This window comes from uncultured Gimesia sp. (assembly GCF_963976445.1).
Classification (GTDB): Bacteria; Planctomycetota; Planctomycetia; order Planctomycetales; family Planctomycetaceae; genus Gimesia.
Genome location: NZ_CAXBKP010000023.1, coordinates 77,021 through 90,904, shown reverse-complemented (window position 1 = coordinate 90,904; position 13,884 = coordinate 77,021). Strand labels below are relative to the sequence as shown.

Genomic DNA, 13,884 nt, shown 5'->3' with positions numbered 1-13,884 from the left:
GCTATTGTTTCTCAGTTAGATAACCCGATGAATACTGTTCAAACTCAGGATCATCCAAGCAAATCTATCTTTGAGAAAAAGCAGGCACGGACTTAAATTGAACTTCGAAAACCAATTTCATGATTCTCTGATGCAACTCTTATAGAAAAAACGGTCAGTCCGGTTATAGCGGAGCAAGACAAAAAACAGCCTGAAGGGAAACACCTCCCAACACAGACAGCCAACCAGCCAACGTGGTTTATGTCAGAAGCTGAAGCCCTGACTCCTGGATCTCGAAAGGCACGAGCGACTCATCGACGGCACTGCCCCGATGCTTGGCAATGTGCAGCGCACGGCTCATTCGGTTTCCCTCACGGATTTTTCCCATCAGGATAATCGTATTCGCGTTCGATAACACATCGCCACTTTCAATCGGACGCTGAATCAAATCATCCAGCATCACTTCATGCGTGGTCAGTAATAACAGGCAGCCGATCTGCTGGAAATCGTAGGGGTGCTGTTCGATCTGCTCTTGATGACTGCGAAACTGGGCGCGAAACAGATCACGGGCCACCCAGTCATACTCTTTGCGCATAATCTGGTGATAAACATATTCAAACGCGTGAAACTGAAACGAATCACTGGGGCGATCCGTCGGCTCAATTCCATCAATCACGGTCCGCCTCACTCCATGCACAAAATTGGAATAGAAAAATGCAATCGCAGAGTCCAGCTTTTTAACAAACTCCAGCTTCCATTCTTTCCACTCATCCAGTTCCATATCTCGCCGGGTCACTCGACGACCACTTTGACGAAACAGGTGCTGATAATCTTTCCGCGCCTGATCGGCATTCCAAATCTGTTCCAGATCGAACGGCGCATCGACAAATTGTTCCCGCAGCTTCCACTGAAACAATCGCTCCGCATAGTCGCTATGACTTTGAGAATCGCCGCGTGTCGCCATGTCGAACAGAATCCCGGCCTGTCCTTCCTGCTGCAGACCAGCCTGTGCGAACTGCAACCCCAGTTGCGTCTTACCAATGCCAGTCGCCCCCAGCACCACCGTCAACTTGCCGGGCAATAAGCCTCCCGAGAGCATTTCATCCAGTTGAGGAATTCCCGTTTGTTGTCGTAACTCTGTCATGTTGGAATATTTCTTCGCGAAGAGACCCTCCGCGCCTTACTGATATAAATAATGGAGACTACCAGAAATTAGACTGAAATGAAGCGATCGCGGGCAGCCACATTCCAATGGTCGACGACCTTCCCGCCACTGACCACCGTAACCGATTTATGCAAGGCGGAAGTAGGGCAGACATGGCGGGGGATCGCCAGCAGTTCATCACCTGGTTGATATTCATTCGCCCGCTGGCTCATCACAACCAGATGTTCTTCATTCTGTAATACGGCTTTCGCGTCCGGCAGATCGGGGAATCGGCAGCGATCTTCCATCGCCGGGTCAGAGGCAATCGCCTTATAACCCAAATCAAACGTGATGCGATCGGGACCAGGACGACTGATCACGCGCGTTAAAACCAATGCCGCGGGTGTGAATTTCAAGTCGGGAAATAATTGACCATATCCCACATCATGCAATACACAGGTTCCCGGACAGACTTCGATATCCGGATCATCGATTTTGGCAAAGATCGGGAATGACCCAGTCGCGCCTGCCACAATTCGAGGCACGGATAAGCCTTCGGTAATCAACTGGTCGCGTAACCGACTCACATCGTTCCACACAGCCAGCACGGCCGCTTCACGTTCCTGAAAATCGACCTGATGATTCTGGCCGTCATACACGTGCAATCCCGCGGCAATCAACCCCGGCGTATTGGCGATCATCTGATACAGTTCGACCGCCGCTTCCCCCACTTCGACTCCGGTCCGATTCTGCCCCGTATTCAAATCGAGCAACACTTCGATCTCGACACCAGCCGCCGACATCGCTTCGCCCAATTGTTCAATCGGCGTTGGATGATCGGCTGTGACCTGCAGTGAGACATCAGGCCAGCGCTTGCGAAATTCAACCGCCCGCGCAATATTCGGCCCCACCAGGTTATAGGCCAGACAGATGTCTTTGACTCCCACGTCCGCCAGCATTTCCGCTTCCGCAAACGTGGCCGCCTTGTGCTTGATAATTCCCAGCGAGAGTTCCAGCGCAATAACTTCACGCATTTTGTGTGTTTTGCAATGCGGCCGTAAGCGATTGGAATCGCCGACCAACTCGAGCATCTTCCGCAAATTGTCTTCAAGCAGATCCTTAAATATTATCATTCCCGGAGAAATAATCTGACTCGTATCGTCTATCTGGTAACGTGCATCCATGAGAAGGCCTGATCACTCTATTAAAAATTAAATACCCTGGAAGAATACGTTTTCCGCCGTCTGTTCCAGAATCCAGTCTTTATCTTGATCAGAAAGGAACGGCATACCATTCTGGATCAATCCGATGGATGCCTGATAGGAATGATCGCCTTGCACCTGATAAGGACAGTCTGTCGCCCACATCAGGCGATTCGCACCAAAGGCCTGATAGACTTTCTTAATCAGCGGCAATAAATCATGGTAAGGCATCTTCTTTTTACCTAACGCATAAAAGGCAGAAACCTTGACATACACATTGGGGTGCTTTGCCATCTTGCATAACTGATCGACTTCTTTCGGATCGATCTCACCTGTAACGCCAATGCGGGCCAGATGATCGATCACCACGGTTGTATCCCGATGCTTCTGGCACATCTTGTCCAATGCGGGCAGGCCGTCAGGATTCATCAAACAGCACATCGCCATGCCCTCTTTGGCACCGGTGCTCCACATCTGCTCCATGCAGTCCCCGTCCAGCCATTCATCGACCTTTTTCGTTTTGGGAGCGATGCGAAATCCCCGCACGCCTTTCTTTTTCAGCGTCTGCATCTCCGGTGTCGGATTAGCACCCTTCTGATTGATCACAGCCACACCCGAATACATTCCCGGATACTTGGCCATAGAATCCAGCATGTAACTGTTATCAAAGCCATAGAAAGACATCTGAATCAGCACCACTCGGTTTACGCCGACGGTCATCATCTGCGCCTGCAACTCTTCCGCAGTAAAACTGGGCGGCTGCATGTCAGACACCTTATACCCGGGCGCCAATGGATATTTTTTAATATCAGGAGTCCAGACATGCGAATGTGCGTCGATATATTCCATAGCATGATCCTCTGATGATAATAAAGTGTTCGAATAACAAAGCCGAAATCAGGATTTGGCTTTGGCGGTGTAAAAATATTTCTTCACTAATTCATCTGAAGGGGGGGCAGTCAGTTTCGTGACCACAAACCCGGAGATGAACGAAACAGAGAGTCCGATGATGATCGGATCAAAGTTAAACAACTGATACGGCTTGAAGAAGCTGCCATTCACAAAATACCCGGTCACATACATCGCCAGATGCACAGAAAACCCACCGATCATCGCGCCCATCGCACCGGCTGCATTCACACGTCTCCAGTACAGGCCGTAAATAATCGGTGCCAGGAAGCTGGCCGCCAAGCCACTGCCCACATAGACAATAATATCCTGCAGGAACTTAGGCGGGTTAATCGCCACGATCATCGCCGCGGTTCCCACTACAAATGTGACCAGATAGCTTAATAGTTTGATCGTTCTCTCACTCGCTTCCGGATTCAGATTCCGCTGATACACGTCGCGGACCCAGGCAGAAGAGATCAGTAACAGAAAACTGTCCACGGTCGACATCACCGCCGCAAACGGTGCGGCCACTAACAGACCTGCCAGCCAACCCATCTGGATATTTTCCGTCAGTAAGACAGCCATCTTCGGCATGATACTATCCGGATCGCCTTCCATTCCTGGAAGCAGGACCCGGGCACAACAGAAGATTAATACCAGCGGAAAATAAATCAGCGTGTAATAAATGGCGACTGTACAAATCGAACGCTGCAGTGTTTTGGTATCTTTAAATGCCATCAACCGCACCATATTGGCCGGTTGACCTGTACCCGAAATTGCCCACATAAAGAAGAAGGAGATCGCCAGACTGAAAGGCAAAAACCCATTGGAACTACTCGGACTCGGTCCCGGCCCCACAACATAGGTCCCTTGCTGGGCCCCCTCTTCACCGTAGGCATAGGCTTTTAAATCGATGTTCGAAACACGGACTCCTTCCAGGAAGTCTTCCGTCTCTCGCTGACCGAGAACTCGCTTAATGTCATCCAGCGTTGTCAGTTGCAGTACCTTAACTTCATTGACGGTCGTCTCTCCCGCGGGAATCTCAGTGGCGCGCGTCACGCGAAACAACAACGGTACCTTCGAATTCGGAATCGGTTCGTCGGTAATCCAGGTGCCCTTATCGATGTGCAGAACTTCATCCTGGGGTTTGTTTAGCGTAAGCGTGACCCCCCCTTTTGCATCATCCGATATCCGCGGCGGCGTCATTTTCGCCATCAATTTTGTGGTGTGCTCCAGACCCCCTGCCTGTGAAATCGCCAAAGGTAACATAATGATCACACCAATCACCATCACAATCCCCTGCATGACATCGGTCCAGACCACCGCATGGAAACCGCCGTAAGTGGTATAAAGAATCACGGCGATACCGAAAACTAACAGACACAGCAAGTATTCAGGGCTCTCCGCGCTGTTTAAATAAGGAATCTCCGACACAGCATGAGACAGACTGCCCGCAGCACTTTCAAAGACCGTCACTCCATCCAGCAGTGTCTGCAAGATTAAACTGCCCGCTTTGAATTGCGCGACGAGATTGATCGACATGAAAAACACGATCAGAGAAACGGCCATCAAACCCAGCATCGGACTATGAAATCGATCGCGAATCACATCCGGCACCGTGATCGATCCCGAACGCCGCGCGACCTGATTCAATCGCTTACCAATCAGGCCCATCGTACAGATTGGCACGACCATATAACTGCCAATCCAGAGCGCGAGAACCCAGCCATGTGTGTAAATCTTGGATGGAAACCCGGTAAAGCTCCCGCCGGAACTGCTGGTCGCGGCAAATGTCAAAGCAAATGCCCAGACGCCCAGCCCACGACTTCCCAGAAAGTATTCGCTCATGAAGCTCTTACTTTTCAGTAAGCGATTCGACAAAGCAGCCAGCACAAAGACAGCCGCCGTATAGATTAAGAAAGAAACCAGCGCCGCATTGGAACCACCTTCTGCCAGCACGAGCGGTAAACTACGATTAATATCAAATAAAAGGTTCAAGACTCGTTCCCTCCAGCAGTTGCTTCATCTTGTGTTGCGTGCATCTCTGCAATTTCTTCTGCGAGATCTTCGTCTTCGTGAGCTACTCCGAGGTCGTCTTCTTTCATAAAAAACAGGCAGAACCAGATGGTGAATATGTCAGCCACCAGCCAGGGAAACGCGATTCCCCAAAAGACCCAGCTGGGAATGCCCATTGTGGTTTCAATCGTTTCAGGATCAAAGCCTGCCTGATAACCATTCATGTAGCAATAGGGGACTGCCCACAATAACGCGACTACCCATAAGCCCAGAATAATCCAGGCCTCACGTTTCGAGTGCAAAAAGACAGGGTCAAGTTCCATTGACTCTGTATCGTTCGACGGTGTGGTGCTCATGGCACGGCCCTCACTTCTAATCGAATTACGCTTTATGTATCGTTGAGCGGTGAATCGTTGAGCGAGCGATTGTACTCTTGATCCTGACGAGACACAAAGGACCTCTACTGGAATGGAGAAATTTTATCATAACTGAATTCACAGTGACAGAAACGTGAACAGACTGTTATACTGTTTTACAAATAAAACGTTTGAGTTTCACCAGTAAAACCAAACGCGTTTTAAAACGCAAACCTGTTCCATGTTTGGGAGCGATCTTCTATGTATCTGAGGCACACTGTATCTGTTTTCGTTTCGACCTTGTCCCTGATGACCTGCGTCGGTTGCAGTTCCAATTCTTCGGACTCACAAAAAGCTCCTGAAGAAGTCACCGTTAATCTGGGCTCAGGCGGTGCAATCGAAATGGAAGGCGATCTGGCCAGTGAGACGAATACTAACAAAGCAAAACCAGCCCGACGCTTCCAGCCCATCACACTCGGCAGCGGTTCATCCCCCGCCACCAAGACAGGGGCCAACGTACCCGACGAACAGAAATTCGATAATGTTCTTGAGGCGCTCAAACCACTACAGATTATGCTCGGCGAATGGGGAGGCACCACCTTCAAAAAAATTGGCGGATTCAGCTCCGTGGAAACACTCGGCTGGGTCTGGGATCTGCAAACCGATCCGGCTCAACCAGCACTGGTGATGAATGCCGATAAAAGCCGCTACTATGCAGACGCACGCTTGACTTATCTCGCTGACAAACAGAAATATCAGTTAACCGTCACCGACAAAGCGGGGACGAAACGAATTTATGAAGGCAATTTCTCCGTGCCTCTCAAAAAAGTGCCGGGTGATGACAACCCCAACGTCATGCACTCAACCTATAAGCTCAGTCTCGCGATGGTTGAACCTGCCGACGAAAAAAAACACGCACAAATTATTCTCAATCAACAGAACAACGACCGCTACATGTTTGAAATCTACGATCTGCGCGGCGACAGCTACGCCCGCATCGATACAATCAACACACGCCGCAAAGGAACTTCGTTTGCCAAAAGCGATTCCGATTACGGCGATAAGACCTGCGTGATCTCAGGCGGGCTGGGAACCTCACAAGTCACCTACCAGGGAAAATCGTTCTGGGTCTGCTGCAGCGGCTGTCGCAAAGCCTTTGATGCCAATCCCGAAAAATGGATCGCGAAACACGAAGCCAACAAAAAAAAGACGATGAATCAATAGACCCATCTCATCGGCACGTATAAACGGGAAGACTCCGCCATCAACAATCACGGTTCCGTTTTCCAGCGAACCGTGATTTCATCCCAGCCAGGAACCGTTTTGTCTGGCAAACTTTGCAAATAAGGTACGCGCTCAATTACCTGCGCGAACAATGCGGCAATCGCTTCTCCCATATCCCACAACGCGCCTCGCAGATTTGCTTTGTCCGCAGCTTCCACCATTTCCGCATACGAAAGCCCCCCTGTCTTGCGGCTCAGCTCTGCGTCACAAACCCAGTTCGTTCCTTTTTGTTTTAGCGCATATTTTTTGATCAGCCGCGGATTGCGTATTTTCTGATAGCGGCGATTCTCTGCCAGAACACGTAATAAAAGCGGCTCATGCTGCGGCGCCCAGGCATCCGGAAAATCAGCGGCTAACATGCCCCGCGGCTGTCCCACGCGCATGTAATGCAACTGCACCGGTTCGACTGGGGTCTCTGCCAGATCACTCAACAGACTGGCCCAGTCCAGGCGTAATTCTTTCCGCCCGATTTCATGAAACGACACCAGATCTTGTATCGGACGATTCGTCGGCGTGTACTTGCCTCCCAACAGATCGAGCGTAATCCCCGGCTGGACCGATTTAATCAGACTGTCGCCAACAATATGCGCCAGCCAGCCAAACAGATACGCCAGCTTCCGTTCTCCAGGGCCGTAAAAATCTTTGGCATCCTGAAACACCATCGCCGCATAGTCTGGTAGATGATCCCAAGGCACCGTCTGTTTTCGTTCTGCCGGCGTCCAGCCAAAGACCACGTGAGCCCGCCCATAAAACAGCTGATGGATCTCCCGCGGACGATACTCCCGATCTCCGAATTGCAATGACCACGGCTTGACTTCGCCCCCCGTCAGCGGACTGCGTTCTAAGGGGGCCGTCCCAAAGCCAACTTCCTGACCGGTATCAACACAGACCGCTTCCGGCATGAGCTGAATATCACAGCCCATATAGGCACCCGCCAGATAACTGGCATAGTGCTGATTGATCACAGAGGCAATCGGCAGCTTCTGCTGTGCAGCCGCCCTCCCCGCCAGTATCGCATACATCGTATGACCGATGATTCCACTCATGACCTACCCCGAACTTTTTGAGTCCCTCATTGGAATTTCAAAGAAACGATCCAACACTCAATCATATCAGAAGTCGCTCATATTCTGCACTCAGCCATCTAAAATTTGCCCTCCCAGAAATGATACAAGTACTTTTTCCCAACGTTGTCAGACATCGATCCGAATTCGATTCCAATCACGATGGCAAACTTAGACAGGTCACGTATGAACACAATCGTTAAGAAGGCATTTTTGATGTGTGAAGATTCAGTTTAGGTCGCGTAATTTCTCCACCAGTCCATATAAATATTTTTCAAAGCATCTACAGTCCCCAAAGCGTTTTATTTTGTGAGATGCCCAGCCAAATACATCCCCCCCTCTAAATCACGCTGATTTGTACTCTGACAAAAACAAATAAATCTCATATTTGTCTGAGAATTTTATCTACCGAAATGGGAGATATCGTGAGGCTTTTTAATCTTCCCGTTTTCTTTTAGCTAGCTCTGGAAGGCACTTTCCGGAAAGACTGTGATGGACTGCTCTAACTCGTTTAGCACCACAAATCGATCTATTTTTAACTCACCCACTGCAGCGAACTCCGATGCGCAACCGCATCAGAAACCAGCAGACGATGAGCAATTTATGCGCCTCTATACGAATTCCTATTCCAAAATTTTTCGATTCATTCTCACGCTCATTCCCTGCCGCAATGATGCAGACGAAGTCATGCAGGAAACCAGTCTCGTCTTGTGGAGAAAGTTTGGTGAATATCAATCAGACGGCAGCTTCACACGCTGGGCCTTTGGGATCGCCCGTATCGAAGTGCTGCGATTAATGGAACGCAAAAAACGATTCGCTGCTTTATTTGACGAACAACTCCTGACGCAAATCGCTGCGACGCATGCCAGGTACGACGAACTGCTCGAAATCAGACGTGATTTTCTCGGACAATGTAAACGACAACTTCCTGAAAAAGACCTCTATCTGCTGCAACTGATCTATGAATCGGAACACGGTGCAAAAACGGCTGCCAGCATCATGGACCAGCCTTTAAGTACCATCTATCGTCATCTGGATCGAATTCGCACTGCTCTGTTTCGCTGTATTGAACGTAAAATGAATGCGGAGGATGCCTGATGAGCAAAACACTCCGCAATCAGAAGGCACTCGTGAAACTGATTTATGAAGTGCAAAATGAAACTGCCAGTACATCTCAACTCAGGGAACTAGCCGATCTGCTGCGAGGAGACCCGGAAGCACAAAGACTGTATGTGTTCTTAATGGACATGCATGCGGAACTGATTCTGGAAGAAGAATTCGTGGTCCCCGATCAATGGGACCTGTTCCATGACCACACGTCTCACGAATTACCCACGAAAAAAAAGGCGGCCACACGAAAGACGTTATCCCACTATCTGTTACTCACACTCTGTTATTTTATTCCTCTAACAGTACTCTCCTATTTTGCTTATCACGCTACAAAACCACTGCCCCATACACAGGTCGCAGTCATCCAGGAAATGGCGGAGGGATTATTAACTCAGGATCACCGGCCCTTATCAGAGAATGCACCACTCCTGACTGGCCACACTTATCAACTGCAACAAGGAGTCGCCAAGCTTCGAATGAATTCGGGAGCCGAAGTGATTCTGGAAAGCCCGGCCACATTCGAATTATTGCATCACAACAGCATTCGGCTCCAGAAAGGGTCGCTGGCTGCAGAAGTCGAATCAGTGGCAGTGGGCTTTGTTGTAGAAACGCCATCACAGCGGGTCGTCGATCTAGGTACCCGTTTTGGAGTTCGTGTCGACGCTGACGGCACATCAGAAACGCATGTATTTCAAGGTAAGGTGGTCTGCGCACAACGACAGGACGATCGCGTAGAAAGCTTGACGCACTTTCTGACAACCGGACAAGCGATTCAAATCAAAAGCGATGGCAGCGCACCGCTGCCTCTCAAAACGAATGAAGACAAATTCACGCGCGCACTCAAATTCCAGGCACAAATTGAAAGGCTGGCGGGCGCGATTGAATATCGACAGGAAATCCCCGAGCAGATCGGAGCCGGCGAGTTCACCAGCAGCCAGCACATCTATTTGTTTCAGGAACGAAAAAACCTGATTCTCCCCAAAGATGTCACGGTCTGGAAAATCCCTCATCCCGGCGCGCCTGAGAATCAGAAAGAGATCAAACAGGTGATTCCCCAAGGCACGAAAGTCAATGTATTTTTGCTGCATCTGGATGGCCCGCACCAGGACGCACAAGGCCAGGATCATCCCACAGTTCGATTAAGTGGAACCATTCACTTCAAACATGCCGTATTGGGTGGCTTCAAAAAAGATAAGGACTTTTATACCACGGATCAGACCTTAGGGGCTGCTGATGTTGCCTATGACAACCAGAAATTCGGACAAAGTGGTCGAGGCATTGATCGCAGCGACAAAACAACACTCTCAGAAGAAGGTCATACATTGGATGTCTCCTGGAGCCAGAGAGGGAGTGGCGGTATCGGCCGCGATCAAATCCGAATCATTGTGGCGACGGAGGAATAACTGCCGCACCAATTCCCTTGAGTTTTTAAAACTGTTCCGGATCCCGTTACCGGAAAATGACAAACCCTGTTATCTATTCCTAGTGAGAAGAGACGAAAGATGAAAACCCGTTCAAAACATCCCAACAGCCGCGGTTTCACACTGATTGAGTTACTCGTTGTGATCGCCATTATCGCAATCCTGATTGCCCTGCTCTTACCGGCAGTTCAACAGGCGCGAGAAGCCGCTCGTCGATCACAGTGTAAAAACAACCTGAAGCAAATGGGAATCGCGTTTCACAATTACCATGAGACATTCCGCATTCTGCCCCCTGGATTTAACGTCGATCTCGTCGTCGCCAATACGTCAACTGGCAACGGTGGACTCGGCTGGAGCGGCTCCATTCTGCCCGGAATCGATCAAGCAAACGTCTACAATACAATCGATTTCAATGCAGACTGGGGGACCGGCGCCAATGAAGAAGCTTGTGCTACTTTTATTAGCGTCTATCGCTGCCCGTCTGACACAACAGTCGACCACCGTAATCATGACGGCATTGATGGACGCGTACCAACATCCTATCTGGCCTGTTATAGCGGAACACGTACTTCGGACAGTGAAGCCAATGTCACCGACGCGGATGGCACCTTCTTTCTGAACAGTTCCATACGCTTGCGTGATATTACCGATGGTACTACCAATACAATCGCAGCCGGCGAATGCATCAATAATTTCGATGTCTTCAAAGATCACTTTTATATCGGCTCGACTTCGATCGGCGGATGGGATGGTGCACCACGTGAGTATTCTGAACATGTCGCCAGTACGGGCGTGCCGATGAATACGACAAATGAAGTCGCATTCGGCAGCCTCCATCCAGGAGGCGCACATTTTCTGCTGCTGGATGGATCGGTACGGTTTTTGAGTGAAAACATGAGCCAGACTATTTACTCGTATCTCGGCAGCCGCGCAGACGGGAAAGTGATCGGCGAGTTCTAAACGGCGATGTGCTTCAAACAATTCAGAGCCAGCGCAGGAGGACTGCCGAAACGCAGTTTTCCTGCCTGCTGAGTCTCAGCTTCAAATCAGGATTCAAAATAAAATGATCGTTCAACAAAACAAATACCCATTTGGCAAAGTTTCTGCAGGATCATCACGCATTGCCTGCATCATTCTTTTCCTTGTCACCGTAGTGGGTTGTTCCTCTGCGAAAATCGATCCAGCCGCCAGCAAACCCTCAGCCGCAGTCGAAACGGCTGTCGCAGAACTCAATGACAGCGGGGCCGAGATCGTGCTCGACTCAGACGGAGAAGTCGTTGCGGTCAAATTGCCAGAGAAAACCACACCTGAAGTGATTGCAACCTTAGCCAGATTGAGTAAACTCATACGTGTAGATGCCACGGAAACCGATCTCAAACAACCGGCGTTTGCTGCACTGAAATCACAAAACCCGAAAGTGGAAATTGAACTGCCATAATCGCAATCACATATTTCAGAATTCGTTCCTCTTTATCATCACTGAGCTAATCATCACAGAGCGACGACTCACGCTGATCGACTTGCCTTAGGAATAATGAACCAACATGAAGCTTTCAAAAATAGTCACGACACTCTTTGCCATCGCTGCTTACGTCCTGCCCGTGCACGCAGATGAACTTCCCCCTGTAGAAGAAGGCAGCTTCAGCCTCGCCATCATCCCCGATACGCAACACTATCAAGGTAAAGGAACCAACCGAAAAAAACAGGCGCAAGCGCCTACAAGCAATCCGGTTTTTGAAGCCATTACCGACTGCATCATTGATGAACTGCAGCGCCAGCGAATCGTGTTTGTCAGTCATGTGGGCGACATCGTGGACCGCAATAACGACGAACAATGGACCGTCGCACAAAAATGTATGAATAAACTACAAGGCAAGGTCCCCTATGGAATCAGTGTCGGCAACCACGATATGATCACAAAAACCGGCGATTCTTCACTATTCCAGAAGTACTTCCCTCAATCACGGTTCAGCAAATTCGACTGGTACGGCGGCTGTTACAAATCTCCCAATGGTCAGCCTGAAATCTCTGGTAACAATGCCAACAGTTTCCAATTGTTTTCCGCAGGCGACATGGATTTCCTCTTTCTGCATCTGGAATGCAATGCCCCCGATTCCGTCTTAGCCTGGGCCGACAAGGTTTTAGAACAACACAGTGACCGAAGAGCCATCATCACCACTCACATGGGACTGGGACCACTCAATCGCCCCAAGCAAGCGCGCGATTACTTTGACACCCCGAAGGGCCGCATGACCTGGAAAAAATGTCATGGCACCAATGGCAACACATCACAACAAATGTGGGATAAATGTTTCAGTAAACACAAAAACCTGTTTATGATTTGCTGCGGCGATCAAAGCCGTACCCAAGCCTTGCATCAGAGTGTGAAAGGTCAACACGGCAACACAGTTCATGAGCTGCTTTCCGACTACGGCTCGAACGGTTTCCGCCTGATGAAATTTATTCCGGATCAGAATAAAATCGAAGTCCGTACCTGGAACCCGGTCACACAAGAGTACTGCGAAAAAACCAGCATCGTTCCCGAGCGCGATCAGCATCAGTTCACGTTGGAATATCAGATGACAAAATGAGTCAGCGTCAGGCGGTCCTGATCGTTATTTCTCGCTCACTGGCAGCGAGATGATCAGGCCGGCAAAACGCGTGGCGGTGCTGCGGCGGTTGGGCATGTGACATTTGAGACACTGTGAAGGAAGACAGATCGTCCCCACATGGCGGTAGATGCCTTTCTCGACTTGCTCAAATTCTTTTTTCCCCGAGGAAAGTGCTTCGGCCGCCTGTTTTTCGAACGCGGTTTTCGGTTCATGATCAATATTCATCGCCTCCGCATTCACCGAAATCCAGCGGAATTTGATATTCCGCGTCCGCTGCATTTCTTCAAACACCTCGTCCAGCACACTGGACGGAATCGGCAGCTTTTCATCCTCACGGTAATATTTGCGATGCACAATCAACAGCGTGGAATGCAAAGCTTCATGTAACAACCGCGCCTGCTCGCGCGCGGCATCAATAGATACGGATTTTTGATCCCCGTTCAGCCCCGCGCGCGCCACTTCCTTCTCGGCACAGGCTTTTTCCTCTTTCACCCCTTCCGCGGCAAACCCGACTGCCGTCAAAACGCCAACGACGCAGAGGGATAAGCTTAATAATCGCGGTATCTGCAAATTCAAAAACATGGCTGCCAACTCTCCTGGGTACCCGGAATCAATATCGGACATTTCAATCCAATATAAGAGCCACTAAGCACTCCTGTCAAGAAAAAGAGCTCTGAAACCAATCCCTGCTTGAGAACAAAGAAATCGCACCACTTCTCGGTGGAGTTCGCAGCCGCTACCAAAATGAACTGCACAACTATATAATGCAGCATGTTCTTTAAATCATTTCTCACAATAGTGTGTT

Annotated in this window: 13 protein-coding genes; 6 read left to right on the top strand and 7 right to left on the bottom strand. The window is 49.7% G+C overall.

Translation table 11 applies throughout. The features are described from left to right. Window positions 1–238: 238 nt before the first annotated feature. The 5 genes from AAC022_RS20990 to AAC022_RS20970 all read right to left on the bottom strand — a co-directional run bounded on the left by AAC022_RS20990 (window position 239) and on the right by AAC022_RS20970 (window position 5,588). Window positions 239–1,123 carry an ATPase domain-containing protein gene (locus tag AAC022_RS20990; RefSeq protein ID WP_339734098.1) on the bottom strand — a complete coding sequence of 295 codons (885 nt, stop codon included), beginning with the start codon at window positions 1,121–1,123 and terminating at the stop codon, window positions 239–241. 68 nt (window positions 1,124–1,191) lie between these two features. Then, window positions 1,192–2,307, bottom strand: coding sequence for a D-TA family PLP-dependent enzyme (locus AAC022_RS20985; RefSeq protein WP_339734096.1), 1,116 nt, complete (start codon window positions 2,305–2,307; stop codon window positions 1,192–1,194). Between the two features lie 27 nt (window positions 2,308–2,334). Beyond that, window positions 2,335–3,174, bottom strand: a complete 840-nt coding sequence (locus AAC022_RS20980) for an amidohydrolase family protein (protein ID WP_339734094.1) — start codon at window positions 3,172–3,174, stop codon at window positions 2,335–2,337. Between the two features lie 48 nt (window positions 3,175–3,222). Continuing rightward, entirely contained in the window at window positions 3,223–5,214 is a 1,992-nt protein-coding gene (locus AAC022_RS20975) for a hypothetical protein (RefSeq protein WP_339734092.1), read from the bottom strand. Continuing rightward, window positions 5,211–5,588 carry a hypothetical protein gene (locus AAC022_RS20970; RefSeq protein ID WP_339734090.1) on the bottom strand — a complete coding sequence of 126 codons (378 nt, stop codon included), beginning with the start codon at window positions 5,586–5,588 and terminating at the stop codon, window positions 5,211–5,213. The genes AAC022_RS20975 and AAC022_RS20970 overlap by 4 nt, the downstream gene beginning before the upstream one ends. 261 nt (window positions 5,589–5,849) lie before the next feature. Between AAC022_RS20970 and AAC022_RS20965 the strand changes: the two genes are divergently transcribed. Beyond that, window positions 5,850–6,812: a hypothetical protein gene (locus AAC022_RS20965; RefSeq protein ID WP_339734088.1), complete on the top strand. Its 963-nt coding sequence runs from the start codon at window positions 5,850–5,852 to the stop codon at window positions 6,810–6,812. 47 nt (window positions 6,813–6,859) lie between these two features. Here the strand turns inward: AAC022_RS20965 and AAC022_RS20960 are convergent, their stop codons facing one another. Further along, entirely contained in the window at window positions 6,860–7,918 is a 1,059-nt protein-coding gene (locus AAC022_RS20960; RefSeq protein WP_339734086.1) for a hypothetical protein, read from the bottom strand. 510 nt (window positions 7,919–8,428) lie between these two features. Between AAC022_RS20960 and AAC022_RS20955 the strand changes: the two genes are divergently transcribed. The 5 genes from AAC022_RS20955 (at window position 8,429) to AAC022_RS20935 (ending at window position 13,058) form a co-directional block, all read left to right on the top strand. Beyond that, on the top strand, window positions 8,429–9,034 hold the full coding sequence (locus AAC022_RS20955; protein ID WP_339734085.1) for a sigma-70 family RNA polymerase sigma factor: 606 nt from the start codon (window positions 8,429–8,431) through the stop codon (window positions 9,032–9,034). Then, entirely contained in the window at window positions 9,034–10,449 is a 1,416-nt protein-coding gene (locus tag AAC022_RS20950) for a FecR family protein (RefSeq protein ID WP_339734083.1), read from the top strand. Before AAC022_RS20955 ends, AAC022_RS20950 begins: the two co-directional genes overlap by 1 nt. A gap of 99 nt (window positions 10,450–10,548) precedes the next feature. Further along, window positions 10,549–11,427 carry a DUF1559 domain-containing protein gene (locus tag AAC022_RS20945; RefSeq protein ID WP_339734081.1) on the top strand — a complete coding sequence of 293 codons (879 nt, stop codon included), beginning with the start codon at window positions 10,549–10,551 and terminating at the stop codon, window positions 11,425–11,427. Window positions 11,428–11,530: 103 nt separating this feature from the next. Beyond that, window positions 11,531–11,905, top strand: coding sequence for a hypothetical protein (locus tag AAC022_RS20940; protein WP_339734079.1), 375 nt, complete (start codon window positions 11,531–11,533; stop codon window positions 11,903–11,905). A gap of 106 nt (window positions 11,906–12,011) precedes the next feature. Continuing rightward, complete coding sequence (locus tag AAC022_RS20935) at window positions 12,012–13,058, top strand: metallophosphoesterase (protein WP_339734077.1); 1,047 nt, start codon at window positions 12,012–12,014, stop codon at window positions 13,056–13,058. Between the two features lie 24 nt (window positions 13,059–13,082). On the opposite strand, the gene AAC022_RS20930 is transcribed toward AAC022_RS20935, so the two are convergent. Further along, window positions 13,083–13,661 (bottom strand): DUF3365 domain-containing protein, encoded by a 579-nt coding sequence (locus AAC022_RS20930; protein ID WP_339734075.1) that lies wholly within the window; start codon window positions 13,659–13,661, stop codon window positions 13,083–13,085. Window positions 13,662–13,884: the final 223 nt, after the last annotated feature.

Bases quoted from the DNA above. Each gene is read 5' to 3' on its own strand.
- AAC022_RS20990 (WP_339734098.1), bottom strand. From the start codon at position 1,123: ATGACAGAGTTACGACAACAAACGGGAATTCCTCAACTGGATGAAATG.
- AAC022_RS20985 (WP_339734096.1), bottom strand. From the start codon at position 2,307: ATGGATGCACGTTACCAGATAGACGATACGAGTCAGATTATTTCTCCG.
- AAC022_RS20980 (WP_339734094.1), bottom strand. From the start codon at position 3,174: ATGGAATATATCGACGCACATTCGCATGTCTGGACTCCTGATATTAAA.
- AAC022_RS20970 (WP_339734090.1), bottom strand. From the start codon at position 5,588: ATGAGCACCACACCGTCGAACGATACAGAGTCAATGGAACTTGACCCT.
- AAC022_RS20965 (WP_339734088.1), top strand. From the start codon at position 5,850: ATGTATCTGAGGCACACTGTATCTGTTTTCGTTTCGACCTTGTCCCTG.
- AAC022_RS20960 (WP_339734086.1), bottom strand. From the start codon at position 7,918: ATGAGTGGAATCATCGGTCATACGATGTATGCGATACTGGCGGGGAGG.
- AAC022_RS20955 (WP_339734085.1), top strand. From the start codon at position 8,429: ATGGACTGCTCTAACTCGTTTAGCACCACAAATCGATCTATTTTTAAC.
- AAC022_RS20950 (WP_339734083.1), top strand. From the start codon at position 9,034: ATGAGCAAAACACTCCGCAATCAGAAGGCACTCGTGAAACTGATTTAT.
- AAC022_RS20945 (WP_339734081.1), top strand. From the start codon at position 10,549: ATGAAAACCCGTTCAAAACATCCCAACAGCCGCGGTTTCACACTGATT.
- AAC022_RS20940 (WP_339734079.1), top strand. From the start codon at position 11,531: ATGATCGTTCAACAAAACAAATACCCATTTGGCAAAGTTTCTGCAGGA.
- AAC022_RS20935 (WP_339734077.1), top strand. From the start codon at position 12,012: ATGAAGCTTTCAAAAATAGTCACGACACTCTTTGCCATCGCTGCTTAC.
- AAC022_RS20930 (WP_339734075.1), bottom strand. From the start codon at position 13,661: ATGTTTTTGAATTTGCAGATACCGCGATTATTAAGCTTATCCCTCTGC.